Raw genomic sequence first — 23,427 nt, 5'->3', positions numbered from 1 at the left:
TTTGATGAAATACGACTAGGGCTTTTTGTAAAGTACTTCGTAATACTCATCGGCCATGCGGCCCGAATCGAAGAAGGGCAGCACGTCGGTCATGCTTGCCTTCACGATGTTCTGCCAGCCTTCCGGATTTTTATAGTAGAGGGGAATAATTTCGTTCTCCAAAACATTCATCAGATTTTGACCTTCAATTTTATCTTTCGACTCCGGTGTGAGCAAATCGTTTGCCGTGTCGATGGTGAAGGCGTTCTTGCCGTGCTTCGAAAACTCAGGCACCCATCCGTCGGGAATGGAGAGGTTCACCGAACCGTTCATCGCGGCCGTCATGCCCGATGTGCCTGACGCTTCATGATAGAGACGCGGGTTGTTCAGCCAGATGTCGGAGCCCTTTTTCAAGTGGCCCGAAAGCCAAAGCTCATACCCGGTCACCACGGTACAGTTAGGCAAATCTTTTGTTTTCCAGTAGATCTCGTTAAAGATGTTGATGGCCGCATAGTCTTCCGGATACGGCTTGCCCGCCCAAATGATCTGCACAGGATATTCTGTGTTGGTGGCGATCTTCAAAAAGCGGTTGTAGTCGGCCAGCAAAAGGTTGGCGCGTTTGTAGGCCGCAAAGCGACGAGCCCACACAATGGTGAGCACATTTTCGTCGAAGAGTTTTCCGGTTTGGTTGGCCACTACACGGAACAGTTTTTTCTTCAGTTCCTTCTTGCGGGCCACCAACGATTCGTCGTCGTTGTTGGCCAGGGCTTTGTCCATGTCGGGATCGCTCCAATAGGTTTTGTTCTGCGCGTTGGTGATGGCGGTTATCTCGCAAATGCCTTTGTAGTCGCCCCACATCTTGCGCGACACCTCGCCGTGCAACTGCGACACACCGTTAGCGCGTTTGGCCAGGCGGAGTGCAGTGAGGGTGTAGTTCAATACACCGTTTTCAGGATATACATAGGTGTCCACTTCTTCCTGCGTGAGGCCGTTAAAGAAACTCATGCTGTGCAGCAGCGGCATGCTGTGTTCTTCGTTACCGGCTTTCTCGGGCGTGTGCGTGGTAAAGGCCACGCGCTTCTTCACCTCTTCAACACTCTTGTATTTATGCAGCAGGTAGAAACACATGGGCAACGCATGCCCTTCGTTCATGTGATAGATGTCGGTTTGACGTCCCAACACATCCAGCAACGTGGCACCACCAATGCCCAGCAAAATAGACTGTGCGATGCGCGTCGTTTCATTGGGATCGTAGAGCCGGTGACTGATGGTTTGCGCGAGATAGTCGTTCTCCGGAATATCAGTGCTCAATAGAAACAGCGGCGCAGACTGAAACACGCCCGGCTTCAGCAGGTAGGCCTTCACATATACTTTGGCACCGTGAATGGTGATGGGGAAAACAATGTTGGTGTCGGTCAGAAAAGAATAGTCCTTGTCGCGGAAGCTCACCTTCAGCGTCTGATCCTGGTTGCGCTCCTGGTCGTAGTAGCCTTTCTTCCACAAGATGCCGATGCCGATAAGATTTTGTTTCAGTTCATAGGCGCTGCGCAAATGCGAGCCGGCCAAAAAGCCGAGGCCGCCGCTATAGATTTTGAGAGGTTGGTCGATGGCAAACTCCATGGAAAAATACGCCACGGGCTTGCTGTATTTTTCGTCGAACGTGTAGGGGAAAAGTTCGCTAGGTTTAATCATGGTATGGTGATATAAAGAATGTAGAAACTCAAACGTAGTGAAAAGAATGAATTGGCAATGTGGAGAATAGGCCCGATTTCTTACAGAACCAGACTGCAAACGTTTGAGGTCCATGCGGATCACAACGAAATCCTTACATGCGTTGCATTGCCGACGAATTACGGCAGGTGGGCGAGAAGTGCCCGAAGCGAATGGAAGGTGTTGCCGTCCTGGAGAACCCACGTCGTAGCGTCATCAACCCCGACCACCTCAATGTACAGGCCCGAGGGCGCGGAAATCACCTCAAATCCATTTCGTTCCAATGCGTTTTTTGTCCAAAGCAAGGCATGTCCGTGGCCGCTCACCGACACCGCTTTGCCACGATAGGCTTCGTGCTGCACACGGCCGGTCTTCAGGTTGTAGCCCTTAAACTGAAACACCTCATCAAACACCCCCGACAACACCAGGTCCTCGGGCATGCCGGTGATGAGTGTTTTTTCGCGCCCAGCCAGCCAGATCAGGTCGGCAGTTTGCAAGGCAAGATCAAGTTCGTGTGTGGCAATGAGAATGGCCTTGTCGAGTTTGCGGGCGAGGCGGCGCAGCAGGTTCATCACTTCCACGCGGTTGTTCAAATCCAGGTGGGCTGTGGGTTCGTCCAATAAAATAACGGGAGTCTCTTGAGCCAGTGCGCGGGCAATCATCACCATTTGCAATTGGCCATCGCTCAGCTCAAACAGCCGGTGGGAGGCGAGGTGTTGAATGTGCACCTCGGCCAGGGCCGCTTCCACTTTGTCTTTGTCGTCGCGGCTCAGGGTGATGTTCCATCCCAGGTATGGATACCGCCCGAACGAAACCAGCTCGCGCACATTCATCTGCACGCTGGTCACTTTGTCTGTCAGCACCACGGAGGTGAGTTGTGGAAGGGGGCCGTTGGATTTTTGTCCCGATGGTAGCAAAGCCCCTGCGTGGCGCACAGTGCCCGCCAGCGGCGTTTGCAATCCGGCGAGTGTGCGGATCAACGTGGACTTTCCGATGCCGTTGGGGCCCATGAAACAGGTCAGTTCGCCGGCGTTCAACCCCAGGTCAAGATTTTCAAAAAGAATATTGCTTCCCACCGAAGTCACATAGCCAACTGTCAGCGCCTGGAGGGAGAGGAGGGGAGTAATTGTTTGCTTCATACCGCCAGCCGCTTTGCTTTTATGATAATCCAGATCACCACGGGCGCACCAATCATGGCGGTGATGGCGTTGATGGGCAACACATAGGCCTGACCGGGTAACTGGGTCATGATGTCGCAAAACAACATCAGCGCAGCGCCCGCCACGGCCACGGCCGGGATAAGAATTTTGTGATTATGCGTCTTCACAATCAGTTTGGTGAGGTGCGGCACGGCCAGTCCCACAAAGGCGATCGGTCCGCAAAAAGCCGTCACACCGCCGGTGAGCACGCTGGTAGAGAACAGGATGATGAAACGCGAACGGTTCAGGTTGATGCCGATGCTTTGCGCATAATGATCGCCCAAAAGCCAGCCGTTCAGCGCCTTTGTAGAAAACAGGGTCATCAACCCGGCGCTCACCAGGATAATCGTTAGCACCTTAATTTCCGTCCAGTTCAGCCGGCCCAGGCTGCCAAACGTCCAGAGCATATACGACTGTTGTTCTTCGGGTTTGCTGAGAAACTGGAGCACGCTCACCAGCGACGAGGTGGCCGCGCCCAGCATCAGTCCTATTATTAATAGAGAAGTATTGTCGCGCAGTCGTTGCGCAATCAAGATCACAATAAAAAACACCCCGAAGCATCCCAGGCTGGCTGTGCCGGCAACGGTCCACGGGCCAGGGGTGGAGAAGAGGTGGAGGCCGGCGGCCTGACTCATAAACACCAGCGACACGGCCAGGCTTGCCCCCGAGCTAAGCCCCAGCACATCCGGTCCGGCCAGGGCGTTGCGGAAAAGGGTTTGCATTTGAAGACCGGCAATGGAAAGGGCGCTTCCGGCCAAAAGACAGGTGAGGGCTTTGGTCATCCGGAAGTCCCAAACGATGTCGTGCCACACAGGATTGGCCGATTCGTGGCCGGTGAGGATGGATAAAATAGCGCCGGGAGGAATGTTAACACTGCCCAAACCAAGGTTCACCACGAAGAGCAAACCCAGGAGGAAAGGAAGGAGAATCCAGCTTTTTTTGCCATTCAAGCGCATATTTTCCGGTTCGGGACGGGCGCAATGATACGCGATTTTAAGTGATTATGGGGAAATGCCTGGTAAACAGCGCCATTTCCCTAAAAATTTTGAAACCCACATTTGGTAACTATACTTTAGTTCCTATCTTTGCAGTCCTTTTTACAGAAAGAGTGTAAGAAGTCCTGAAAAACAGCATAAATAGGTTCAGCCATGCCTGGAATTATAGGAAAGAAAATAGGAATGACGAGTGTGTTTGGCGCCGATGGCGTTAACATCGCTTGCACGGTTATCCAAGCCGGTCCTTGCGTTGTGACGCAAGTGAAAAACGAGGAGACAGACGGATATCGTGCTGTGCAACTTGCCTTTGGCGAGAAGAAGGAGAAAAATACCACGAAAGCGGCTATTGGACACTTCAAAAAAGCCAACACCACTCCCAAGAGAGACATCGTAGAATTCCGCGACTTTCGTTCGGAATATGATGGGTTGGTAGAGCTCGGAAAAGAGATCAACATCCAAGACGTTTTTGTTGAAGGCGATTTTATCGATGCCGTTGGTACATCCAAGGGTAAAGGTTTTCAAGGTGTTGTGAAACGTCACAACTTCGCCGGTGTGGGTGGTCAAACTCACGGTCAGCACAACAGACTTCGTGCTCCCGGTTCAATGGGTAACGCATCGTTCGCGTCACGTGTACCAAAAGGCAAACGCCTTGCAGGTCGCATGGGTCAGGATCGTGTGAAACTCACCAACCTCAAGGTTGTGAAAATCATGCCTGAGCAAAACCTCATCATCATCAGCGGTTCCCTTCCCGGAGCTAAAAACTCAACTGTAATCCTTCAGAAATAATGGAAGTAACAGTATTAAAATCCAGTGGTGAAAAATCCGGCAAGACAGTAAACCTGTCAGACCTGGTGTTCGGCATCGAGCCTAACGACCACGCTATCTACCTCGACGTGAAGAGCTATTTGGCCAACCAACGTCAAGGCACGCACAAGGCAAAGCAGCGTAACGAAATTTCAGGTTCTTCGAAGAAGCTGAAAAAACAAAAAGGAACTGGTGGTGCCCGTGCGGGTAACATCAAGAACCCTCAGTTCAAAGGTGGTGGACGTGTATTCGGCCCCCAACCCCGCGACTACTCGTTCAAGCTGAATAAGAAAGTGAAAGACCTCGCACGTAAGTCGGCTCTGACTTACAAAGCAAAAGATAACTCGATTGCTATTTTGGAAGACTTCACATTCGATTCTCCCAAGACCAAGCAATACACAGCCCTTCTCAAAGCCCTTTCGTTGGGCGAAAAGAAAACTCTTCTTGTATTGGCCGAGTCCAACAAGAACGTGGTTCTCTCCGGAAGAAACATCCAGAACGCAAAAATCACGACAGCCGATCAGATCAACACATATGATCTGATGAATGCTGACAACGTGATCTTCTTGGAAAGCTCAATCAGCAAGGTTGAAAACTTATTAAATAAAGACTAATGAGTACCCTGAAGAAACCCCTGGTGACAGAGAAAGTCTCTGCACTGAATGAAAAAGGAAAGTACGGGTTCATCGTTGCTTTCGATGCCAACAAAGTCGAGATCAAGAAGGCCGTAGAAAAGCAGTATGCCGTTAACGTAGAGCGTGTAAACACCATGGTAGTGATGGGCAAGAAAAAGACCCGTTACACGAAAGCCGGTGTATTGGCAGGTCGCAAGCCCAGCTACAAAAAAGCTATCGTTACCCTGGCTGCAGGCGAAGTAATTGATTTTTATAGCAACGTCTAATTTTTTAGAGCAATGGCGCTGAAGAAATTAAAACCGATAACCGCAGGAACGCGACACAGACTCGCGCCCTCGTTCGATGATATCACGACAAACATTCCGGAGAAGTCCTTAGTTACCACCATCAAGAAAACCGGTGGACGGAACAACAACGGACGCACTACCATGCGCTATATCGGCGGTGGTCACAAACAGAAGTTGAGAATCATCGACTTCAAACGTGACAAAACCGGTATCCCTGCAACCGTAAAATCGATTGAATACGATCCCACTCGTTCAGCTCGCGTTGCCCTGCTGTACTACGCTGACGGATCGAAGACATACATCATTGCTCCCGATGGATTGAAAGCTGGCCAGGAAATCATTTCCGGTGCCGACGTAGCTCCTGAAGTAGGCAATGCACTTCCCCTGGCTAAAATTCCCCTGGGTACAATCGTACACAACGTGGAAATGAAGCCCGGAAAAGGTGGCGCCATCGCCCGCAGCGCTGGATGCTTTGTTCAGTTGCTGGCTCGTGAAAACGGCATGGCAACCCTGAAGATGCCTTCTGGCGAAATGCGCAACGTATTGGATGTTTGTATCGCCACGATCGGAGCAACCTCCAATCCTGACCACATGAACGAAAGCGTTGGTAAAGCCGGTCGTTCACGCTGGAGAGGTATTCGCCCCCGCACCCGTGCCGTAGCCATGAACCCTGTAGATCACCCGATGGGTGGTGGTGAAGGTCGTGCTTCAGGTGGTCACCCTAGATCACGTAAGGGCTTGTACTCGAAAGGCAAGAAAACACGCCATCCGAAGAAGTATTCTGATCGTCTAATCATAGCTAAGAGGAAAAAATAATGGGACGCTCGATAAAAAAGGGACCATATAGTGACTTCCGTCTCTTGAAGAAAGTAGAAGCCACTGAAAAATCAGGTAAGAAATCAGTTATCAAAACCTGGTCAAGAAGATCAACCGTAATTCCCGAGATGATCGGACATACGTTTGCTGTTCACAATGGAAATAAATTCATTCCGGTATATGTTACGGAAAACATGGTAGGCCACAAGTTAGGCGAATTCGCCCCTACACGTACCTTCCGCGGACACTCTGGCAACAAGAAAGATAACGCTAAGTAAACCATGGAAGCTGTAGCGAAAAAAACTAAAAAATCTGTGCTGAAGCGCGAGAAGCGCGACGCCAGAAAAGAGGCGGCCAAGACCGGCCCTTCGGTAGCCAAGTTGAAAAACGTGCCTACATCACCCCGCAAGATGCGTCTTGTGGCTGACCTGATCCGTGGCGAGCGTGTTAACAAGGCACTGAACATCCTGAAATACGAGCCCAAAGTTGGCGCTCCTAAACTGGAAAAATTGCTCCTCTCCGCGATCTCTAGCTGGGAAGCAAAACACCAGGATGTGAAACTGGAAGACGCAGACCTCTATGTGAAAGACATCTTTGTGGATGGTGGCCGCATTCTGAAAAGACTGAGACCCGCTCCCCAAGGACGAGCTCACCGGGTGCGCAAGCGTTCAAACCACGTAACACTGGTAGTAGCCAGCTTGAAAAAGACAGGCACTGAAGTATCATCGACTGAAAAAGAAACGAAGGAATAATAATGGGACAAAAAATTAATCCTGTAGGTTTTAGATTGGGCATCGTACGCGGCTGGGATTCCAACTGGTATGGTGGCAAAACCTTCTCTGATAAACTGGTTGAAGACCAAAAAATCAGAAAATATGTAGAAGCACGTATCCCCAAAGGTGGTATCGCCAAAGTGGTAATCGAAAGAACCCTGAAGCGCATCACGTTGACCATCCACACTGCCCGTCCCGGCGTTGTGATTGGTAAAGGCGGAAACGAGGTCGACAAGATCAAAGAAGAATTGAAGAAGCTTACCAACAAAGATGTTCAAATCAACATCTTCGAAATTAAGCGTCCTGAACTGGATTCTAAATTGGTAGGCGAATCGATCGCACAACAAATTGAAGCCCGTATTTCTTACAAACGTGCCATGAAGCAAGCGATTGCCTCGGCCATGCGTGTGGGTGCAGAAGGCATCAAGATTAAATGCTCGGGCCGTTTGGCCGGTGCCGAAATGGCAAGAACAGAGCAATATAAGGAAGGCAGAATTCCCTTGCACACGTTGCGTGCGGACATCGACTATGCACTTTCTGAGTCACAAACTGTGTACGGTAAGATCGGTATCAAAGTATGGATCTTCAAAGGCGAAGTTTACGGCAAACGTGATCTTTCCCCTAACGTAGGCGCAGTAAGCAACGCACAACAAGGCCCTGGACAAAAAGGTGGCAACGAGCGAGGCGGTAACGACAGAGGTGGACGCGACAGACGCGGTGGTGGAAGACCAGGCGGCGATCGTCGCGGTGGTGAAGGCGGAGGCCAACGACGCGACGGCGGTAGTAACCGTGGCGGCGGACCTAGAAGAAACGGATAATAATATTTCGAAGCACTATAAAGAATAGGTAACAATGTTACAGCCGAAACGAACGAAATTCAGAAAGATGCAAAAGGGCCGTGTGAAAGGTATGGCCACGAGAGGTCACTCCATTGCATTCGGTTCATTTGGATTGAAAGCCCTCGAAGGGGGATGGATCACTGCCCGTCAATTGGAAGCTGCGCGTATCGCAGTGACCCGCGCCATGAAGCGTGAAGGCCAGGTTTGGATCCGCATTTTCCCCGACAAACCAGTTACCCGCAAACCTGCAGAGGTTCGTATGGGTAAGGGTAAAGGAGCTCCTGAATACTGGGTAGCCGTGATTAAGCCCGGCACCATTCTCTTCGAAGCAGGTGGCGTGGATATCGCTACAGCAAAAGAAGCATTGCGTTTGGCAGAAGGAAAACTGCCTATGAAAACGAAGTTTACGGTGAAACACGACTACGTAGAAGCAACTAAGGCATGAAAAATTCAGACATCAAAGCATTGAACATCGCCGAGTTGAAAGAAAAGATCGGCGTAGAGAAAGAAGCCCTCCGTAAGATGCAGTTTGCGCATCAGGTAACAGCGATCGAAAACCCGATGAAACTTCGGGAAAGCCGCAAGCTGGTAGCCAGACTGAACACTGAATTGAGAGCTAAAGAAATTCAAAAATAATTCCTGTATGGAAAGGAACGAAAGAAAAGAACGCGTCGGAAAAGTGGTTAGCAATAAAATGCAGAAGACCATCACCGTGGCCGTCGACAGAAAAGTAAAGCACCCGATCTACGGTAAGTTTGTGAACAGAACCACAAAGTTCAAAGCACACGACGAAGCCAACACAGCGGGTATCGGCGACACCGTTCGCATCACGGAAACACGCCCCCTGAGCAAGGACAAGCGTTGGAGATTAGTGGAAATAGTTGAAAAAGCTAAGTAATTATGATAAGCACCGAATCAAGACTTACCGTCGCAGATAACAGTGGAGCAAAAGAAGTACTGTGTATGCACGTACTTGGCGGAACCAGAAGACGCTACGCTTCCGTGGGCGACAAAATCGTGGTGACTGTGAAGTCGGCCATGCCCAGCAGCCAGGTTAAAAAAGGCACTGTGTCGAAAGCTGTCGTGGTGAGAACTACGAAAGAAGTTAGAAGAAAAGACGGATCGTACATCCGTTTCGAAGATAATGCTGCCGTTCTTTTGAACGCTCAGGACGAGCCCCGTGGAACCCGTATTTTCGGTCCCGTTGCCCGCGAACTGAGAGAAAAGCAGTTCATGAAAATTGTTTCACTGGCCCCTGAAGTAATCTAAGCCATGGAGAAGAAAAAAGCAGTTAACACCAAATTGCACATCCGCAAGGGCGACACCGTGAAGGTGTTGGCTGGCGACGATCGTGGCAAGACGGGTAAAGTACTCGAAGTAGTACGCGAGAAAAGCAGAGCCATCGTAGAAGGCATCAACATCGTGACTAAACACACGAAACCTTCTGCAGGCAAGCCCGAAGGCGGCATCAAGAAAACCGAAGCAGGTGTGCACATCAGCAACCTGATGTTGGTAGATCCTGCCAGCGGAAAGCCTACCCGTGTTGGCCGCAAAGCCGACAGCAACGGAAAGCTTCAAAGATATTCCAAGAAAACCGGAGAAATTATTAAATAATGGCAACTCCTAGATTGAAGGACAAATACTTGACTGAGATTGTCCCTGCGTTGAAGCAGAAATTTACCTACAGTTCAGTGATGCAAGTTCCCAAGATTGAAAAGATCTGCATCAACAAAGGTATGGGTGTAGCGGTTTCCGACAAGAAATTGATCGACGTGGCACTGGAAGAAATCACCAGCATCAGCGGTCAGAAAGCGGTATCAACCAAATCCAAGAAAGCGATCTCTAACTTCAAGTTGAGAGAAAACATGCCCATCGGCGTGCGTGTAACCTTGCGCGGCGATAAAATGTACGAATTCCTGGATCGTTTGATGAGCATCGCACTCCCCCGTGTACGTGACTTCCGCGGCGTTTCGGCCAAAGGATTCGACGGTCATGGAAACTATACCCTGGGCGTGAAAGAACAGATCATCTTCCCTGAAATTTCCATCGACAAGGTGAACAAAATCAGCGGTATGGACATCACGTTCGTGACGTCAGCAGGAACAGACGAAGAAAGCTACGAGCTCCTGAAAGCATTCGGGATGCCATTTGCGAATAAAAACAAAGAATAAGCATGGCTAAGACATCAGTAATAGCAAGGCAGACAAAACGCGAGAAGCTGGTAGCGACCTACTCGGCAAAACGCAAGGCCTTAAAAGAAGCCGGCGACTACGCTGGGCTGGATAAACTTCCCCGCAACGCTTCCCCGGTTCGTTTGAAGAACCGTTGCAAGCTGACCGGTCGTCCCAAAGGTTATATGGGCAAGTTCGGCGTTTGCCGTAACGTGTTCCGTGAAATGGCTTCTGCAGGAAAAATACCCGGCGTCACAAAGGCGAGCTGGTAGTTTTCATACACATACATATTGGTTGCTGAGTATACAGGTCCCCGAAAGGAGAAACCCGATAACAGTTTGGAATATTGAAATTGTTCAATATCTTTGCAGCCCGGTTTTTTAACACGGGCTTGCTTTTTTAATAGAATACAGGAAAAGGATAAATAAGATGACTGATCCGATAGCAGATTACTTAACCCGGTTGCGGAACGCCATAAAGGCCAACCATAAAGTGGTTGAAATACCCGCTTCCAACCTCAAAAAGGAAATAACAAAGGTTCTTTTTGACAAGGGGTTTATACTGAACTACAAGTTCCAGGATGGTGACGTCCAGGGCTCCATCAAAATAGCCCTCAAGTACAACCCTGAAACCAAAGAGTCAGCGATAACGACACTGGAAAGAATAAGCACTCCAGGTCTGCGCCAGTACGTGAACACCGGCTCATTACCCCGCGTAATGAACGGCCTCGGCGTGGCGATTTTGTCGACTTCCAAAGGTGTGATCACCGACAAGGAAGCTCGCAACCTGAACATAGGTGGAGAAGTATTGTGCTACGTGTATTAATAAAGAAGAGACATGTCACGAATAGGTAAGCAACCGATAACAATTCCCTCAGGTGTAACTTTCAACTTCTCGAAAGAGAACAACAAGGTTACCGTGAAAGGTCCCAAAGGCGAACTGTACCAAGCCATTGATCCTGACTTCACCATCAAGTATGAAGACAGCACCGTGGTGATTGAACGCCCCACCGAACAGAAACGTCACAAATCTATGCACGGTCTCTACCGCGCACTGATCGCCAACATGGTAGAAGGCGTTTCCAAAGGCTACAGACATCAGCTTGAGCTGGTGGGTGTAGGTTACAAAGCCAACGCGCAATCCAACGTGCTCGAACTGAGCTTAGGATATTCACACAACGTGTTCCTCGCCGTTCCTTCTGAAATCAAAGTTCAGGCGGTTCAAGAGAAAGGTCAGAACCCTACGATCATCCTGGAAGGCATCGACAAACAATTGATCGGTCAGGTCGCCGCCAAATTGAAGTCGCTCCGTAAAATCGAGCCCTACAAAGGCAAAGGTATTCGCTTCACAGGTGAGTATGTACGCAGAAAAGCTGGTAAGGCTGCTGCTAAATAATAAGTGCAACGGTTTGCACTTAACTTAAATAGGAACTAGAAAGCATCATAGAAAACAGAACTATGGCAGGCAAGAATAAAGAAAGAAGAGAGAGGATCAAGTTAGGCGTTCGCAAGAAAGTGAACGGCACAACCGAAAGACCTCGTTTGTCAGTATTCAGAAGCAACAAAGGATTGTTCGTTCAGGTAATCGACGACTTGAAAGGTGTGACCCTGGTTTCTGCCTCTACTTCAGAACTTGGAGAGAAAGCGAAATTGAACGTTGAGTTCTCCAAGAATGTAGGAAAGAAGATTGCCGAGAAAGCATTGGCTTCAGGAATTGAAACCATCGTGTTCGACCGCAACGGATACTTATATCACGGAAATATCAAGGCCTTGGCAGAAGGTGCCAGAGAAGGTGGTTTAAAATTCTAAGAAACTGAAATATGTCAGTAAGCAACATAAGCACAGTAAAAGCCAGCGAAATCGATCTTAAGGAAAGAGTAGTAGCCATCGAGCGCGTAGCGAAAGTGGTGAAAGGTGGCCGTCGTTTCAGCTTCGCGGCAATTGTCGTAGTAGGCGATGGTAACGGCGTGGTAGGTTACGGTTTGGGTAAAGCCAACGAAGTGACCGATGCCATCACCAAAGGCATCGACGATGCGAAAAAGCACCTGGTGAAAGTGCCCATCATTAAAGGCACTGTGCCCCATGAGTCTATTGGTAAATTCGGCGGCGGACACGTGTTGCTGAAGCCTGCATCGCCCGGTACGGGTGTTATCGCCGGTGGTGCTATGCGTGCCGTATTGGAAAGCGCAGGCGTTCACAACGTGTTGGCGAAATCGAAAGGTTCTTCGAACCCGCACAACGTGGTGAAAGCTACTTTCAAAGCGTTGACCAGCATGCGCGACGCCTTCACCGTAGCAAAGAACAGAGGAGTATCATTGTCCAAAGTATTTAACGGCTAAGCGACATGGCGAAAGTACAGATCACTCAAAAAAGAAGTACCATCAAAAGACCCGAAACTCAGATCCGCACGATCCAGGCGTTGGGCTTAGGTAAGATAAACAGAACGGTTGAAGTGGAGCTCACGCCCCAGATCGCCGGTATGATTTCAAAAGTGAATCATCTCATTACTGTAAAAGAACTTTAAGATGAAGCTGCATACATTAAAACCTGCTGAAGGTTCAACAAAAACTAACAAGAGACTTGGCCGTGGTCAGGGCTCGGGTGGAAGCACGGCAGGTCGTGGTCACAAAGGTGCTCAGTCACGTTCGGGCTACGCCAAGAAGTCAGGCTTCGAAGGCGGACAGATGCCATTGCAGCGTCGCGTACCGAAGTTCGGTTTCAAAAACAACAACAAGGAATATTTCAAAGCAGTTAACCTCGACGTGCTCGAAACCCTTGCCGAAAAAACAAAGTCGGGTGCCCTGAGCCTTCAAGTGCTCATCGACAACGGCGTTGTTGGCAAGAACGACAAGGTGAAAGTTTTGGGAAGAGGTGAATTGAAAGCAAAGGTTAGCGTTGAGGCACATGCCTTCTCGACTAATGCAACACAAGCGATTGAAAAAGTAGGTGGAACCGCCACAACCGTGAAGTAATGAAGCGTTTCTTTCAGACCATAAAGAATATCTTTTCAATAGAAGACCTGAGAGTCAGGATCCTCAACACCATGGGATTCCTGATCATCTTCAGACTGGGTTCTTATATTGTACTGCCCGGCATCGATCCGAACAGGCTCGATCCGACCAGAAATAACAGTGGTATTCTCGGCTTTATAAACACCTTCTCCGGTGGGGCCTTTAACAATGCGTCAATTTTCGCATTGGGTATCATGCCCTACATCTCGGCTTCGATTATCGTACAGCTCCTTTCATTTGCTGTGCCCTATTTCCAGAAGCTGCAGAAAGAAGGCGATTCAGGTCGTAAGCGTTTGAATCAATACACTCGCGTGCTCACGATCTTCATCACGATCTTCCAGGGCTATAGCTACCTCAAAGGTGCTATCGATCCTTCGGTGATCCTGCAACCCGGACCGTTCTTTTATGTAACGTCTGTAGCGATCCTTATAGCCGGCACCATGTTCTGCATGTGGCTTGGCGAAAGAATCACAGACAAAGGCATAGGCAACGGTATCTCGATGCTTATCATGATCGGTATCGTATCCAGATTGCCTGTAGCGTTGATCTCCGAGATCGGCGACAAGTTCCCTGGAAAAGCGATCTTCTTCATCATAGAATTGTTTGTCCTTTTCGGAATAGTAGTAGCGGTAATCGCCCTCACACAGGCCACGCGCCGGATACCCATCCAGTATGCAAAGCAGGTGATCGGCAACAAGCTCTACGGAGGCAAACGTGACTTCATCCCGTTGAAGTTGAACTCTGCCGGTGTAATGCCCATCATCTTCGCGCAAGCGTTGATGTTCTTCCCCGCCCTCATTGCAGGCATGTGGAGAGAGAGCGACATCGGTGCCTACATAGGATCTACATTTTCGGATCCCTATTCATGGCAATACAGCTTGCTGTTCGCGTCAATGATTTTGATCTTCACGTTCTTCTATACGGCGATCACGATCAACTCGAACGACATCGCTGATAACTTGAAACGCAACGGTGGCTTTGTGCCCGGGGTTAAACCTGGCAAACAAACCGCTGAGTTTATAGACACTGTTTTATCAAGAATCACATTGCCCGGTGCACTTTTCCTGGCGGCTATTGCAGTGCTTCCCGCATTTGCAGTGAAAGCAGGAGTAGGTCAGAACTTCGCACAGTTCTTTGGCGGCACGTCGCTTCTCATCTTGGTTGGGGTGGTATTGGATACCCTTCAGCAAATTGAAAGCTACTTGCTCATGAGACACTACGAAGGCATGATGAAATCGGGTAGAGTGAAAGGACGTTCTCAATTTGCTGCGGCTTAAAGGCTGAATGGTTCACTTAAAAACGGCAGAAGAGATTCAGATCATGAAAGAGAGCGCCCAGATTCTGGGAAAGGCTCACGGAGAGATCGCCAAGGCTGTGAAGCCTGGTGTGAAGACCAAAGATCTGGACAAACTGGCCGAAGAGTATATCAGAGACAATGGAGGCACACCGTCGTTTAAACACTACAACGGTTTTCCAGCATCGCTCTGCATCTCGGTAAACGACGTGGTAGTACACGGGTTTCCTGGGAAATACGAAGTGAAGGATTCAGACATCATATCAATAGATTGTGGTGTGTTCTACAAAGGCTTTCACAGTGATTCAGCGTATACGTATCCGCTGGAAGGTGTAGGCCCGGAAACACTGCTTCTGCTGAACCGGACATACGATTCTTTGTATAAAGGAATCGCGGCGGCGAAAGCCGGCAACCGGATTGGCGACGTGAGCTATGCCATTCAGAGTTATGTTGAGAACTTTGGATACGGAGTGGTTCGCGAATTGGTAGGGCACGGTGTTGGAAAGAAGCTTCACGAAGATCCGGAAGTTCCGAATTATGGAAAAAGAGGAAAAGGCGTGAAGATTATCCCCGGAATGGTGTTTGCCATTGAACCAATGATTAACCGGGGAACAAAGAATGTAGTTCAGGACAACGACGGATGGACGGTGCGAACCGCCGACCACATGCCCTCAGCACACTTTGAACATACGGTGGCCGTGACGGAGAAAGAGACAGTGATATTGACGACGCACGAGTATATAGAAGAAAATTATCCATATAAGTGGCGAAGCAAAAGTCAATAGAACAAGACGGAACGATTTCAGAAGCCTTATCCAACGCGATGTTTCGCGTGCAATTGGAAAACGGTCATGAAGTGCTGGCACATATTTCAGGCAAGATGAGAATGCACTACATCCGCATTTTGCCTGGCGACAGAGTAAGACTCGAAATGTCGCCTTACGATTTAACAAAAGGTAGAATTGTATTCAGATACAAGTAACAACGAACATGAAAGTTAAAGCATCCATAAAGAAACGCAGCGCTGATTGCAAGATCATCAGACGCAAAGGCAAATTGTATGTGATTAACAAAAAGAATCCTAGGTTTAAACAAAGACAAGGTTAACATACATACTATGGCACGTATAGCTGGTGTAGATATTCCCGATAACAAGCGAGGCGAGATCAGTCTCACGTATATCTTTGGTATTGGCCGCAGGTCAGCCCAAAAGATTCTTTCTGAAGCCGGTGTCAACACCGAAAAGAAGGTAAAGGAATGGAATGACGAAGAGTCAAATTCGATCCGCGCAATCATCGCTGAGAAATTCAGAATTGAAGGTGCGCTGAAGTCCGAAATCCAATTGAGCATTAAACGCCTGATGGACATCGGATGCTACAGAGGTCTGCGTCACAGAAAGGGACTTCCCGTTCGTGGCCAAACTACAAAGAACAACGCCCGCACTCGCAAGGGTAAGCGTAAGACTGTAGCGAACAAGAAGAAGGCAACTAAAGGTTAATAGATAAACTTTTCAATAATGGCGACAGCTGAAAAGAGAAAAGATAAAGCGAAGAAACGCGTAGTGAATGTGGAAGCCGTAGGGCATGCGCACATTCGTGCCACCTTCAACAACATCATCATTTCCATGACCAACTCCACAGGACAAGTAATTTCCTGGGCATCGGCTGGAAAGATGGGCTTCAAAGGCTCGAAGAAAAACACTCCGTATGCAGCGCAGGTTGCAGCACAGGATTGCGCTTCCAAAGCATTTGAGCAAGGACTGAGAAAGGTAGAAGTGTTCGTGAAGGGCCCTGGCGCCGGACGTGAATCGGCTATCCGTACCATCCAGGGATCGGGCATCGAAGTAACGGCCATCCGTGACGTAACGCCGCTGCCGCACAACGGCTGCCGCCCTCCTAAGAAAAGAAGAGTTTAATTAAAGACAATATTCAGGTTTTACCATGGCAAGATATACAGGCCCTAAAGTCCGAATCTCAAGACGTTTCAACGAGCCTATATTGGGTGATAACAAGGCGCTTCAAAAGAAGAACTACGCCCCAGGTCAGCACGGCCGTGGCAAGAAGCGCAAGCAGTCAGAATACGCTACGCAGCTTGCTGAAAAGCAAAAAGCAAAGTACATCTATGGCTTGCTGGAAAGACAATTCGCAAAATTGTTCGACACAGCATCGCGTAAGAAGGGCGTAACTGGTGAAGTGTTGCTCCAATTGCTCGAATCAAGACTCGACAACACCGTTTACCGTTTGGGCATCGCCCCTACGCGCAGAGCGGCCCGTCAGTTGGTATTGCACAAACACATCCTCGTGAACGGCGATGTAGTGAATATCTGCTCTTTCACACTCAAGCCTGGTGACTTGGTGGAAGTACGCGAACGTTCCAAGTCATTGGAAGTCATCACCAACAGTCTTTCCTTGCAAGGAGCCAAGAAGTACAACTGGTTAGAGTGGAGCGATAGCGAAATGACAGGTAAACTTATCAACCTGCCACCGCGTGTTGACATCCCCGAAAACATCAACGAGCAGCTGATCGTTGAATTGTACTCGAAGTAATTTTAACTGTTAACAACATCACTATGTCAATATTAGCATTTCAAATGCCAGAGAAGGTTGCGATGGAAAAGTCCGATGATTTTCACGGTCTCTTCACATTCAAGCCTCTGGAAAAAGGATACGGAGTGACCATCGGCAATGCGCTGAGAAGAATTCTGTTGTCCTCCCTGGAAGGTTATGCAATCACCGGCATTAAAGTTCCTGGCGTACTTCATGAGTTTTCGACCATTGAAGGTGTTGTGGAGGATGTTGCAGAAATCATCCTCAACCTGAAGATGGTTCGTTTCAGAAAAGTATCTGACAACTTCGACAATAAGATCACTGTAAACATCAAGAAGCAAAAGCAGTTCAAAGCTGGCGACATCGCCAAGTTCACATCGGCTTTTGAAATTCTTAACCCCGAGCACGTCATCTGCAACCTGGATGAATCTGCACACTTCGAAATCGAATTGACGATCGAGAAAGGCAGAGGCTATCTTCCTGCAGAAGAAAATAAACCTACTGAGCAAGTTTTCGGATTCATTCCCATCGATGCCATCTTCACACCGATCAAGAATGTGAAGTACAGCGTAGAAAACACGCGTGTAGAACAAAAGACTGACTACGAAAAGCTGGTTGTTGATATCGAGACCGACGGATCAATCCACCCTGAGAAGGCGTTGGAAGGAGCGGCTCACATCCTCATCAAACACTTCGCGTTGTTCTCCGACAAGTCTATGGAACTCGAAACCGGCAAAGATGCTGAAGTAGAGCAAGTAGACGAAGAGATGCTCCACATGCGCAAACTGTTGAAGACACCACTGCACGATCTCGATCTGTCGGTGCGCGCCTACAACTGCTTGAAAGCCGCAGACGTGAAATCGCTTGGCGACCTCGTGCAACTCGAAATTTCTGACATGATGAAATTCAGAAACTTCGGTAAGAAGTCACTCGCAGAATTGGAACAATTGGTAGCGGAGAAGAACCTGACCTTTGGCATGGATCTCTCCAAGTATAAACTTGATGAAGACTAGGAAATCATGAGACACGGTAAGAAGATAAATCACTTAGGTAGAAAATCGGCGCACAGACACGCGTTGCTTTCTAACATGGCTTCTTCGCTGATTCTTAACAAAAGAATTACCACTACGGTAGCGAAGGCAAAAGCGTTGAGAAAATATGTTGAGCCCTTGCTGACCAAAGCAAAGAACGACACCACGCACTCCAGAAGAACAGTGTTCTCCTACTTGCAAAACAAAGAGTCTGTACAGACGTTGTTCGGCGAAGTAGCATCGAAGATCTCCGACCGTCCGGGTGGATACACCCGCATCATCAAGTTTGGTGATGTTCGTGTTGGTGACAACGCTGAGATGTGCCTTATCGAATTGGTTGACTTCAACACGCTCTACACCAAAGACGGCGCAACGAAGAAAGCCAAAACACGCAGAAGCCGCACCAGCAAGAAAGCTGAAGGCGCAGAAGCAACTGCCGAAGGCGCAACCGAAGCAGCACCTGCCGCAGAAGCCAAAGCAGAAAAGAAGCCTAGAAAGGCAGCTCCTAAAAAGGAAAAAGAATAGTGTTGAAAAACATTTCATACCAAAAGGGATTGAACAATCGTTCGATCCCTTTTTTTATGCCCGGGCCGACCCTAAAAACCTGCCCGCAACGTGCTATTCCCCGAATTACTAATGTATTTTTGTGAACGCTATGCAGAAAAAAGCTTACCTCCTTCTTGAAGATGGCCTGCTCGTGGAAGGCACGGCCATCGGAAAAATCGGCACTTCCGGTGGGGAAATATGTTTCAATACCGGCATGACCGGCTATCAGGAAATTTACACAGACCCATCCTACTACGGACAGATCATTGTCAACACCACGCCCCACATTGGCAACTATGGCGCCATTGATACGGAGCAGGAATCGGACAGACCCAAAATCGCCGGCCTTGTGGTGAACGAATTTGCGCACGAATTCAGTCGCAAGTCGGCCACCGGAAGCCTTCAGCAGTACCTGGAGAGCCGTGGTGTGGTCGGTATCGGCAACATCGACACCCGCATGCTGGTGCGTCACCTGCGCAGCAAAGGCGCTATGAACGCCATCATCAGCTCCGAGTTAACACCCGAGCAATTGCGCGAAGAAATCAAGAAAGTGCCTTCTATGGAGGGGCTTGAACTGTCGTCGCTCGTGACCACAAAAGAAGCCTACCTGGTGGGCGATCCGAACGCACCCATCAAAGTGGCGGTGCTGGATCTTGGTGTGAAGAAAAGCATTGTTGAAAATCTCGCCGCACGTGGAGCCTACTGCAAAGTGTTCCCGGCGAAGACAAAATATTCGGAGATGGCCGCCTGGAATCCCCATGGCTACTTCATCTCCAACGGCCCCGGCGATCCATCGGTGATGGGATACGCTATCGACACCGTGAAGGAAACCCTGAACTCGACAAAGCCATTGTTTGGCATTTGCCTCGGCCACCAGTTGCTGGCACAGGCGTCGGGCATATCGACCTACAAAATGCACCACGGCCACCGCGGATTAAATCACCCGGTGAAAAACCTGATCACCGGCAAGGGTGAAATGACATCGCAGAATCACGGCTTTGCCGTGAGCGAGAAAGACATCGACAAGAACGACAACGTGGAAGTGACGCACGTGCACCTGAACGACAACACCATCATGGGCATTCGCCTCAAGGACCGGAAGGCGTTCTCGGTGCAATATCACCCCGAAGCATCACCTGGGCCGCACGACTCGCGCTACCTCTTCGATCAGTTTATCGAAGCCATCCGCGCCGAGCTTGCCGAACCCGTCACGGCTTAAACACAACAGACCAAACAATCATCAAATCCATAAATCTAAAATCACTATGAGCTTAATCGAAAGCATTCATGCTCGGCAAATTCTCGACAGCCGCGGCAACCCCACAGTTGAAGTTGATGTAACAACAGAGTCCGGCGCGTTTGGTCGTGCTGCGGTACCCTCCGGTGCTTCTACCGGAACACACGAAGCTGTAGAGCTCCGCGATGGTGATAAAAAGAAATTCCTTGGCAAAGGCGTGTTGAAGGCGGTGGAAAATGTGAACACCAAGATCGCTGCCGAGGTAGTTGGTTTTGATGTGTTCGAACAAAACCTGGTAGACCGCATCATGATCGACCTCGATGGCACACCCAACAAAGCCAAGCTTGGTGCTAACGCCATTCTCGGAACATCGTTGGCCATTGCCAAAGCGGCTGCTATGGAAGCCGGCATGCCCCTCTACCGCTACATCGGTGGTGTGAATGCCAACACGCTTCCCGTGCCGATGATGAACATCCTGAATGGTGGAAGCCACGCCGACAACGCCATCGACTTCCAGGAGTTCATGGTGATGCCTGTAGGTGCATCGTCGTTCTCGGAAGCGCTGCGCATGGGTGCTGAAGTTTTCCATACACTGAAAAAAGTATTGCACGACAAAGGTCTTTCGACCAACGTAGGTGACGAAGGTGGTTTTGCCCCCAACCTCAAGTCGAACGAAGAAGCCATTGAGGTGGTGTTGAAAGCCATCGAGAAAGCCGGCTTCAAACCAGGCTCCGATATGTTCATCGCCCTCGATCCTGCGGCGTCTGAATTCTACGATCCCAAAGCAAAAGTATACCACTTCAAAAAGTCGAGTGGCCAGAAACTGAAGCCTGCAGAAATGGCGGCATACTGGACCAACTGGGCCAAGAAATATCCGATCATCTCGTTGGAAGACGGCATGGCCGAAGACGACTGGGCAGGTTGGAAAGCCCTCACCGACAGCATCGGCGACAAGGTTCAATTGGTAGGCGACGATCTGTTTGTGACCAACGTGAAACGCCTCCAGAAAGGCATCGACGATGGCATCGCCAACGCCATCCTCATCAAAGTGAACCAGATTGGTTCGTTGACAGAAACCATCGACGCTGTGAACCTGGCGAAACGCAACGGCTACAAGAGCGTGATGTCACACCGCTCGGGTGAGACCGAAGACAGCACCATCGCTGACCTCGCGGTGGCATTGAACACAGGACAAATCAAAACCGGCTCGGCATCGCGTTCCGACCGGATGGCAAAATACAATCAGCTTATCCGCATCGAAGAAGAGTTGGGCGAAGTTGGATACTTCCCCGGCAAGAAGATGTAGTCCGCATTTGTGTAGACAAAACAGAGAAAGCCAGGCAACATGTCCTGGCTTTTTCCGTTTTCTACCCTTACCGGATGAGGCGAAAGCCGAGGTTTTTTTGACGTTGATTATTTCTCTATCTTAGTATCACTTTTTAAGCTATTATGATCAATAAGTTACCGAAGCCGTTCCGGAATTTTTACGTCTTATCGATTGTCTGTTTTGTGATCTGGATGATTGCCCTGGATTCGAACAACATGATTTCGCGTTTTCAACTGAGTTCAAAACGGAACTCCCTGGAAAATGAAAAAGAGTATTACGAAGAAAAAATAAAGGAAGTGGAGAAGGATCGCGACGAACTTTTTGGCGACCGCGAGTCGTTAGAAAAATTCGCCCGCGAGAAATATCTCATGAAAAAAGAGACTGAAGACATCTTCATCGTAGCTGAAAAAGATTAAATCCATTATGAAAAAGTTTATCCTGGCCGCATCCTTTGTTCTTGTCGGAACAATGGCCTTCGCTCAATGGGGCGAAGAAGAAATGGACGAAAAACCCTCGGTTCGCGATCGCATTTTCACCGGCGGTGGTGTGGGCCTGAGCTTCAGCACCTACTATAGCTACTTTTCCATTTCACCGCTCGTGGGCTACAGCATCACACCAAAGCTTGCGGCCGGTGTTCAGATTCAATACCGCTGGGCAAAATACAAAGGCACAGGCTATAGCGTTTCCACCAACAACTACGGTGCAAGTCCCTTTGTTCGCTACCAGGTTTATGGGCCATTTTTCGCACACGCCGAATACGAATACCTCAACTACGAATATCCTGCGGGCACAGCCCAGTCGCCAAACGAAACGATCCGTCGTGGCTTCAGTAGCTTCATGGCGGGTGGCGGGCTCTTTCAACCGATAGGCCGTCACGCAGGCTTCTACATCCTGGCGCTTTATAATTTCAGCTACAAGGATCCAACCTCTGTCTACGATTTTTCACCCTACACCAGTCCGCTGGTTTTGCGCGCGGGCATCACGGCAGGTTTCTAAAAATTCACCGAAAACTTTTTACCAAGTTCTTTTAAATCCTCTGCCACTTTAGGATTGAGAGGTATGCCATGTGCCATGCGGTAGGCATGCATCTCGCGCTCCGGGTCGCCGGGGATGATGACGCGTTCCTGTCCTTCGATGGTTTTGGCTGAGCGGAAGCGATTGATCCAGTTGTCCATGTGCCCCTTAAACTCTTGCGCCGGACGAAAGGCGTCAACACGCATTGCTCCAAAGAAATGACCGATGCCTTCGCCCACGGGATCGGAGGGAGGATCGAGAAACGCCACAAAGGGCGGAACCCACGGACCATAGTTGGCCCCCGACAACACAGCAGAAAAAATGTCCACCCACGCGCCCAGGCAAAAACCTTTATGACTTCCATGCTCTCTGTCGCTGCCTAACGGAATCAACGCACCACCATGTTTAGCTTCATTGGGGTCGGTAGACACGGTACCGGTTTTTGTCTGCACCCATCCCACGGGTGCTTGCTGATTTTTGCGTTGAAGAATTTCCAGTTTGCCATTGGCTGCCGTGGTGGTGGCAAAGTCAGCTACGAAGGCCGGTTGTTTGTCGGCGGGTATGGCAACGGCAATGGGGTTTGTGCCCAGCAGCCTCTCCACCGAAAACGTGGGTGCCACCAGCGGACTGGCGTTGGTCATGGCCATGCCGATCATGTCGTGCTCCAGGGCCATCATGGCGTGGTAGCCTGCGATGCCAAAGTGATTTGAATTCTTCACGGCTACCCAGCCGGTGCCGGCTACGTTGGCCTTCTTTATGGCGATCTCCATGGCCTTTGGTGCCACCACCAGTCCCAAACCACCATCCCCATCCACCACGGCCGTGCTAGGCGACTCGTGCACCACGCGCACGTTGGGCGTGGCGTTCACACGCTTCTTCTCCCAGAGCCTCACATAGCCCGACAGACGGGCAATGCCGTGCGAGTCGATGCCGCGCAAGTCGGCGCGCAGCAACACCTCGGTGGCCAGTGCCGCATCGTGATCGGGGCAACCAATTTTTTTAAACAAGGTCAGGGCGAAGTCCTTCAGGGTATCGTAGGAATAGATGGGATCTGTCATGGGGTAAAGATAAGGATGAAAGGTTGAGTGTGGCAGCGTGGCAGGCGGACCTGTTTCAACTTCAAAAAAAATATCCTAATTTGGGATATCTTTTGGTAGGTGACGCATGATTTTTTCACCGCATTTTCGATTTCATTTTTTGGTATAATTCTTTCT

37 protein-coding genes are annotated in these 23,427 nt (G+C 49.5%); 33 read left to right on the top strand and 4 right to left on the bottom strand.

The window, feature by feature from the left end:
- Nucleotides 1-15: 15 nt before the first annotated feature.
- From glgP to JI741_RS18800, 3 genes are all read right to left on the bottom strand, one after another.
- On the bottom strand, nucleotides 16-1,671 hold the full coding sequence (gene glgP / locus JI741_RS18810) for an alpha-glucan family phosphorylase (protein WP_202012509.1): 1,656 nt from the start codon (nucleotides 1,669-1,671) through the stop codon (nucleotides 16-18).
- Between the two features lie 158 nt (nucleotides 1,672-1,829).
- Complete coding sequence (locus JI741_RS18805; protein ID WP_202012507.1) at nucleotides 1,830-2,828, bottom strand: ABC transporter ATP-binding protein; 999 nt, start codon at nucleotides 2,826-2,828, stop codon at nucleotides 1,830-1,832.
- Entirely contained in the window at nucleotides 2,825-3,838 is a 1,014-nt protein-coding gene (locus JI741_RS18800) for a FecCD family ABC transporter permease (protein ID WP_236676160.1), read from the bottom strand. The genes JI741_RS18805 and JI741_RS18800 overlap by 4 nt, the downstream gene beginning before the upstream one ends.
- A gap of 198 nt (nucleotides 3,839-4,036) precedes the next feature.
- On the opposite strand from JI741_RS18800, the gene rplC reads away from it, so the two are divergent.
- From rplC to JI741_RS18635, 33 genes are all read left to right on the top strand, one after another.
- A complete protein-coding gene (gene rplC / locus JI741_RS18795; protein WP_202012503.1) occupies nucleotides 4,037-4,669 on the top strand; it encodes a 50S ribosomal protein L3 in 633 nt (210 codons plus the stop codon).
- A complete protein-coding gene (gene rplD / locus JI741_RS18790; RefSeq protein ID WP_202012500.1) occupies nucleotides 4,669-5,301 on the top strand; it encodes a 50S ribosomal protein L4 in 633 nt (210 codons plus the stop codon). The genes rplC and rplD overlap by 1 nt, the downstream gene beginning before the upstream one ends.
- The gene (gene rplW, locus JI741_RS18785) at nucleotides 5,301-5,588 is read left to right on the top strand and encodes a 50S ribosomal protein L23 (RefSeq protein ID WP_202012498.1); all 288 of its coding nucleotides are present in this window, start codon (nucleotides 5,301-5,303) and stop codon (nucleotides 5,586-5,588) included. Before rplD ends, rplW begins: the two co-directional genes overlap by 1 nt.
- 12 nt (nucleotides 5,589-5,600) lie before the next feature.
- Nucleotides 5,601-6,425 (top strand): 50S ribosomal protein L2, encoded by an 825-nt coding sequence (gene rplB, locus JI741_RS18780; protein ID WP_202012496.1) that lies wholly within the window; start codon nucleotides 5,601-5,603, stop codon nucleotides 6,423-6,425.
- Nucleotides 6,425-6,703 carry a 30S ribosomal protein S19 gene (rpsS, locus tag JI741_RS18775; RefSeq protein ID WP_202012494.1) on the top strand — a complete coding sequence of 93 codons (279 nt, stop codon included), beginning with the start codon at nucleotides 6,425-6,427 and terminating at the stop codon, nucleotides 6,701-6,703. The genes rplB and rpsS overlap by 1 nt, the downstream gene beginning before the upstream one ends.
- A gap of 3 nt (nucleotides 6,704-6,706) precedes the next feature.
- Nucleotides 6,707-7,177, top strand: a complete 471-nt coding sequence (rplV, locus tag JI741_RS18770; RefSeq protein WP_202012492.1) for a 50S ribosomal protein L22 — start codon at nucleotides 6,707-6,709, stop codon at nucleotides 7,175-7,177.
- A 2-nt stretch (nucleotides 7,178-7,179) separates the two neighbouring features.
- Entirely contained in the window at nucleotides 7,180-8,016 is an 837-nt protein-coding gene (rpsC, locus tag JI741_RS18765) for a 30S ribosomal protein S3 (protein ID WP_202012490.1), read from the top strand.
- A 34-nt stretch (nucleotides 8,017-8,050) separates the two neighbouring features.
- On the top strand, nucleotides 8,051-8,482 hold the full coding sequence (rplP, locus tag JI741_RS18760; protein WP_202012488.1) for a 50S ribosomal protein L16: 432 nt from the start codon (nucleotides 8,051-8,053) through the stop codon (nucleotides 8,480-8,482).
- The gene (gene rpmC / locus JI741_RS18755) at nucleotides 8,479-8,673 is read left to right on the top strand and encodes a 50S ribosomal protein L29 (protein WP_202012486.1); all 195 of its coding nucleotides are present in this window, start codon (nucleotides 8,479-8,481) and stop codon (nucleotides 8,671-8,673) included. Before rplP ends, rpmC begins: the two co-directional genes overlap by 4 nt.
- A gap of 7 nt (nucleotides 8,674-8,680) precedes the next feature.
- Nucleotides 8,681-8,935 carry a 30S ribosomal protein S17 gene (gene rpsQ, locus JI741_RS18750; protein WP_202012484.1) on the top strand — a complete coding sequence of 85 codons (255 nt, stop codon included), beginning with the start codon at nucleotides 8,681-8,683 and terminating at the stop codon, nucleotides 8,933-8,935.
- Nucleotides 8,936-8,937: 2 nt separating this feature from the next.
- Nucleotides 8,938-9,306: a 50S ribosomal protein L14 gene (gene rplN / locus JI741_RS18745; protein WP_202012482.1), complete on the top strand. Its 369-nt coding sequence runs from the start codon at nucleotides 8,938-8,940 to the stop codon at nucleotides 9,304-9,306.
- Between the two features lie 3 nt (nucleotides 9,307-9,309).
- The gene (rplX, locus tag JI741_RS18740; RefSeq protein WP_236676159.1) at nucleotides 9,310-9,651 is read left to right on the top strand and encodes a 50S ribosomal protein L24; all 342 of its coding nucleotides are present in this window, start codon (nucleotides 9,310-9,312) and stop codon (nucleotides 9,649-9,651) included.
- Nucleotides 9,651-10,208, top strand: a complete 558-nt coding sequence (gene rplE / locus JI741_RS18735) for a 50S ribosomal protein L5 (protein ID WP_202012480.1) — start codon at nucleotides 9,651-9,653, stop codon at nucleotides 10,206-10,208. Before rplX ends, rplE begins: the two co-directional genes overlap by 1 nt.
- A gap of 2 nt (nucleotides 10,209-10,210) precedes the next feature.
- Nucleotides 10,211-10,480 carry a 30S ribosomal protein S14 gene (gene rpsN, locus JI741_RS18730; protein WP_202012478.1) on the top strand — a complete coding sequence of 90 codons (270 nt, stop codon included), beginning with the start codon at nucleotides 10,211-10,213 and terminating at the stop codon, nucleotides 10,478-10,480.
- A gap of 157 nt (nucleotides 10,481-10,637) precedes the next feature.
- The gene (gene rpsH / locus JI741_RS18725) at nucleotides 10,638-11,033 is read left to right on the top strand and encodes a 30S ribosomal protein S8 (RefSeq protein WP_202012476.1); all 396 of its coding nucleotides are present in this window, start codon (nucleotides 10,638-10,640) and stop codon (nucleotides 11,031-11,033) included.
- 12 nt (nucleotides 11,034-11,045) lie between these two features.
- Entirely contained in the window at nucleotides 11,046-11,603 is a 558-nt protein-coding gene (gene rplF, locus JI741_RS18720; protein ID WP_202012474.1) for a 50S ribosomal protein L6, read from the top strand.
- Between the two features lie 62 nt (nucleotides 11,604-11,665).
- Nucleotides 11,666-12,016 (top strand): 50S ribosomal protein L18, encoded by a 351-nt coding sequence (gene rplR / locus JI741_RS18715; RefSeq protein WP_202012472.1) that lies wholly within the window; start codon nucleotides 11,666-11,668, stop codon nucleotides 12,014-12,016.
- An 11-nt stretch (nucleotides 12,017-12,027) separates the two neighbouring features.
- Nucleotides 12,028-12,546 carry a 30S ribosomal protein S5 gene (gene rpsE / locus JI741_RS18710; RefSeq protein ID WP_202012470.1) on the top strand — a complete coding sequence of 173 codons (519 nt, stop codon included), beginning with the start codon at nucleotides 12,028-12,030 and terminating at the stop codon, nucleotides 12,544-12,546.
- A 5-nt stretch (nucleotides 12,547-12,551) separates the two neighbouring features.
- Nucleotides 12,552-12,731, top strand: a complete 180-nt coding sequence (rpmD, locus tag JI741_RS18705) for a 50S ribosomal protein L30 (protein ID WP_073141599.1) — start codon at nucleotides 12,552-12,554, stop codon at nucleotides 12,729-12,731.
- 1 nt (nucleotide 12,732) lies between these two features.
- A complete protein-coding gene (rplO, locus tag JI741_RS18700; RefSeq protein WP_202012468.1) occupies nucleotides 12,733-13,179 on the top strand; it encodes a 50S ribosomal protein L15 in 447 nt (148 codons plus the stop codon).
- Nucleotides 13,179-14,495 (top strand): preprotein translocase subunit SecY, encoded by a 1,317-nt coding sequence (gene secY / locus JI741_RS18695; RefSeq protein WP_202012466.1) that lies wholly within the window; start codon nucleotides 13,179-13,181, stop codon nucleotides 14,493-14,495. Before rplO ends, secY begins: the two co-directional genes overlap by 1 nt.
- Nucleotides 14,496-14,502: 7 nt before the next feature.
- Nucleotides 14,503-15,297, top strand: a complete 795-nt coding sequence (map, locus tag JI741_RS18690) for a type I methionyl aminopeptidase (protein ID WP_202012464.1) — start codon at nucleotides 14,503-14,505, stop codon at nucleotides 15,295-15,297.
- On the top strand, nucleotides 15,276-15,494 hold the full coding sequence (gene infA, locus JI741_RS18685; protein WP_073141607.1) for a translation initiation factor IF-1: 219 nt from the start codon (nucleotides 15,276-15,278) through the stop codon (nucleotides 15,492-15,494). Before map ends, infA begins: the two co-directional genes overlap by 22 nt.
- 8 nt (nucleotides 15,495-15,502) lie before the next feature.
- Nucleotides 15,503-15,619: a type B 50S ribosomal protein L36 gene (gene ykgO, locus JI741_RS18680; protein WP_073141609.1), complete on the top strand. Its 117-nt coding sequence runs from the start codon at nucleotides 15,503-15,505 to the stop codon at nucleotides 15,617-15,619.
- A 10-nt stretch (nucleotides 15,620-15,629) separates the two neighbouring features.
- On the top strand, nucleotides 15,630-16,010 hold the full coding sequence (gene rpsM, locus JI741_RS18675) for a 30S ribosomal protein S13 (protein ID WP_202012462.1): 381 nt from the start codon (nucleotides 15,630-15,632) through the stop codon (nucleotides 16,008-16,010).
- 18 nt (nucleotides 16,011-16,028) lie between these two features.
- Nucleotides 16,029-16,427: a 30S ribosomal protein S11 gene (gene rpsK, locus JI741_RS18670; RefSeq protein ID WP_202012460.1), complete on the top strand. Its 399-nt coding sequence runs from the start codon at nucleotides 16,029-16,031 to the stop codon at nucleotides 16,425-16,427.
- 25 nt (nucleotides 16,428-16,452) lie between these two features.
- The gene (gene rpsD, locus JI741_RS18665; protein WP_202012458.1) at nucleotides 16,453-17,058 is read left to right on the top strand and encodes a 30S ribosomal protein S4; all 606 of its coding nucleotides are present in this window, start codon (nucleotides 16,453-16,455) and stop codon (nucleotides 17,056-17,058) included.
- Between the two features lie 23 nt (nucleotides 17,059-17,081).
- Nucleotides 17,082-18,071, top strand: a complete 990-nt coding sequence (locus JI741_RS18660; protein WP_202012452.1) for a DNA-directed RNA polymerase subunit alpha — start codon at nucleotides 17,082-17,084, stop codon at nucleotides 18,069-18,071.
- A gap of 6 nt (nucleotides 18,072-18,077) precedes the next feature.
- Nucleotides 18,078-18,614 carry a 50S ribosomal protein L17 gene (rplQ, locus tag JI741_RS18655; protein ID WP_202012449.1) on the top strand — a complete coding sequence of 179 codons (537 nt, stop codon included), beginning with the start codon at nucleotides 18,078-18,080 and terminating at the stop codon, nucleotides 18,612-18,614.
- A 130-nt stretch (nucleotides 18,615-18,744) separates the two neighbouring features.
- A complete protein-coding gene (carA, locus tag JI741_RS18650; protein ID WP_202012447.1) occupies nucleotides 18,745-19,854 on the top strand; it encodes a glutamine-hydrolyzing carbamoyl-phosphate synthase small subunit in 1,110 nt (369 codons plus the stop codon).
- A gap of 46 nt (nucleotides 19,855-19,900) precedes the next feature.
- Nucleotides 19,901-21,178 (top strand): phosphopyruvate hydratase, encoded by a 1,278-nt coding sequence (gene eno, locus JI741_RS18645; protein WP_202012439.1) that lies wholly within the window; start codon nucleotides 19,901-19,903, stop codon nucleotides 21,176-21,178.
- A gap of 143 nt (nucleotides 21,179-21,321) precedes the next feature.
- Complete coding sequence (locus JI741_RS18640; protein WP_202012437.1) at nucleotides 21,322-21,615, top strand: FtsB family cell division protein; 294 nt, start codon at nucleotides 21,322-21,324, stop codon at nucleotides 21,613-21,615.
- Between the two features lie 7 nt (nucleotides 21,616-21,622).
- Complete coding sequence (locus JI741_RS18635) at nucleotides 21,623-22,195, top strand: hypothetical protein (RefSeq protein WP_202012435.1); 573 nt, start codon at nucleotides 21,623-21,625, stop codon at nucleotides 22,193-22,195.
- Here JI741_RS18635 and JI741_RS18630 read toward each other — a convergent pair.
- Nucleotides 22,192-23,271 carry an Ldh family oxidoreductase gene (locus JI741_RS18630; RefSeq protein WP_202012433.1) on the bottom strand — a complete coding sequence of 360 codons (1,080 nt, stop codon included), beginning with the start codon at nucleotides 23,269-23,271 and terminating at the stop codon, nucleotides 22,192-22,194. The two genes, JI741_RS18635 and JI741_RS18630, sit on opposite strands and share 4 nt — an antisense overlap.
- Nucleotides 23,272-23,427: the final 156 nt, after the last annotated feature.

Source organism: Chryseolinea lacunae (genome assembly GCF_016735595.1).
Classification (GTDB): domain Bacteria; phylum Bacteroidota; class Bacteroidia; order Cytophagales; family Cyclobacteriaceae; genus Chryseolinea; species Chryseolinea lacunae.
The sequence above is the reverse complement of the archived record's forward strand: the minus strand, read 5'-3'. Positions and strand labels throughout refer to the sequence as shown.

What these genes read in the sequence shown, in the direction of transcription:
- rplP (WP_202012488.1), top strand. Translation starts at nt 8,051, where the DNA reads ATGTTACAGCCGAAACGAACGAAATTCAGAAAGATGCAAAAGGGCCGT.
- JI741_RS18640 (WP_202012437.1), top strand. Translation starts at nt 21,322, where the DNA reads ATGATCAATAAGTTACCGAAGCCGTTCCGGAATTTTTACGTCTTATCG.
- rplV (WP_202012492.1), top strand. Translation starts at nt 6,707, where the DNA reads ATGGAAGCTGTAGCGAAAAAAACTAAAAAATCTGTGCTGAAGCGCGAG.
- carA (WP_202012447.1), top strand. Translation starts at nt 18,745, where the DNA reads ATGCAGAAAAAAGCTTACCTCCTTCTTGAAGATGGCCTGCTCGTGGAA.
- rpsC (WP_202012490.1), top strand. Translation starts at nt 7,180, where the DNA reads ATGGGACAAAAAATTAATCCTGTAGGTTTTAGATTGGGCATCGTACGC.
- JI741_RS18635 (WP_202012435.1), top strand. Translation starts at nt 21,623, where the DNA reads ATGAAAAAGTTTATCCTGGCCGCATCCTTTGTTCTTGTCGGAACAATG.
- rpsD (WP_202012458.1), top strand. Translation starts at nt 16,453, where the DNA reads ATGGCAAGATATACAGGCCCTAAAGTCCGAATCTCAAGACGTTTCAAC.
- JI741_RS18805 (WP_202012507.1), bottom strand. Translation starts at nt 2,828, where the DNA reads ATGAAGCAAACAATTACTCCCCTCCTCTCCCTCCAGGCGCTGACAGTT.
- rpsS (WP_202012494.1), top strand. Translation starts at nt 6,425, where the DNA reads ATGGGACGCTCGATAAAAAAGGGACCATATAGTGACTTCCGTCTCTTG.
- rpmC (WP_202012486.1), top strand. Translation starts at nt 8,479, where the DNA reads ATGAAAAATTCAGACATCAAAGCATTGAACATCGCCGAGTTGAAAGAA.
- rplX (WP_236676159.1), top strand. Translation starts at nt 9,310, where the DNA reads ATGGAGAAGAAAAAAGCAGTTAACACCAAATTGCACATCCGCAAGGGC.
- rplN (WP_202012482.1), top strand. Translation starts at nt 8,938, where the DNA reads ATGATAAGCACCGAATCAAGACTTACCGTCGCAGATAACAGTGGAGCA.
- rplD (WP_202012500.1), top strand. Translation starts at nt 4,669, where the DNA reads ATGGAAGTAACAGTATTAAAATCCAGTGGTGAAAAATCCGGCAAGACA.
- rplB (WP_202012496.1), top strand. Translation starts at nt 5,601, where the DNA reads ATGGCGCTGAAGAAATTAAAACCGATAACCGCAGGAACGCGACACAGA.
- glgP (WP_202012509.1), bottom strand. Translation starts at nt 1,671, where the DNA reads ATGATTAAACCTAGCGAACTTTTCCCCTACACGTTCGACGAAAAATAC.
- secY (WP_202012466.1), top strand. Translation starts at nt 13,179, where the DNA reads ATGAAGCGTTTCTTTCAGACCATAAAGAATATCTTTTCAATAGAAGAC.
- rpsM (WP_202012462.1), top strand. Translation starts at nt 15,630, where the DNA reads ATGGCACGTATAGCTGGTGTAGATATTCCCGATAACAAGCGAGGCGAG.
- rplW (WP_202012498.1), top strand. Translation starts at nt 5,301, where the DNA reads ATGAGTACCCTGAAGAAACCCCTGGTGACAGAGAAAGTCTCTGCACTG.
- rplQ (WP_202012449.1), top strand. Translation starts at nt 18,078, where the DNA reads ATGAGACACGGTAAGAAGATAAATCACTTAGGTAGAAAATCGGCGCAC.
- JI741_RS18660 (WP_202012452.1), top strand. Translation starts at nt 17,082, where the DNA reads ATGTCAATATTAGCATTTCAAATGCCAGAGAAGGTTGCGATGGAAAAG.
- JI741_RS18630 (WP_202012433.1), bottom strand. Translation starts at nt 23,271, where the DNA reads ATGACAGATCCCATCTATTCCTACGATACCCTGAAGGACTTCGCCCTG.
- rpsK (WP_202012460.1), top strand. Translation starts at nt 16,029, where the DNA reads ATGGCGACAGCTGAAAAGAGAAAAGATAAAGCGAAGAAACGCGTAGTG.
- map (WP_202012464.1), top strand. Translation starts at nt 14,503, where the DNA reads ATGGTTCACTTAAAAACGGCAGAAGAGATTCAGATCATGAAAGAGAGC.
- rpsQ (WP_202012484.1), top strand. Translation starts at nt 8,681, where the DNA reads ATGGAAAGGAACGAAAGAAAAGAACGCGTCGGAAAAGTGGTTAGCAAT.
- rplE (WP_202012480.1), top strand. Translation starts at nt 9,651, where the DNA reads ATGGCAACTCCTAGATTGAAGGACAAATACTTGACTGAGATTGTCCCT.
- rplF (WP_202012474.1), top strand. Translation starts at nt 11,046, where the DNA reads ATGTCACGAATAGGTAAGCAACCGATAACAATTCCCTCAGGTGTAACT.
- ykgO (WP_073141609.1), top strand. Translation starts at nt 15,503, where the DNA reads ATGAAAGTTAAAGCATCCATAAAGAAACGCAGCGCTGATTGCAAGATC.
- rpsN (WP_202012478.1), top strand. Translation starts at nt 10,211, where the DNA reads ATGGCTAAGACATCAGTAATAGCAAGGCAGACAAAACGCGAGAAGCTG.
- rpsE (WP_202012470.1), top strand. Translation starts at nt 12,028, where the DNA reads ATGTCAGTAAGCAACATAAGCACAGTAAAAGCCAGCGAAATCGATCTT.
- rplR (WP_202012472.1), top strand. Translation starts at nt 11,666, where the DNA reads ATGGCAGGCAAGAATAAAGAAAGAAGAGAGAGGATCAAGTTAGGCGTT.
- eno (WP_202012439.1), top strand. Translation starts at nt 19,901, where the DNA reads ATGAGCTTAATCGAAAGCATTCATGCTCGGCAAATTCTCGACAGCCGC.
- rpmD (WP_073141599.1), top strand. Translation starts at nt 12,552, where the DNA reads ATGGCGAAAGTACAGATCACTCAAAAAAGAAGTACCATCAAAAGACCC.
- rplC (WP_202012503.1), top strand. Translation starts at nt 4,037, where the DNA reads ATGCCTGGAATTATAGGAAAGAAAATAGGAATGACGAGTGTGTTTGGC.
- rpsH (WP_202012476.1), top strand. Translation starts at nt 10,638, where the DNA reads ATGACTGATCCGATAGCAGATTACTTAACCCGGTTGCGGAACGCCATA.
- rplO (WP_202012468.1), top strand. Translation starts at nt 12,733, where the DNA reads ATGAAGCTGCATACATTAAAACCTGCTGAAGGTTCAACAAAAACTAAC.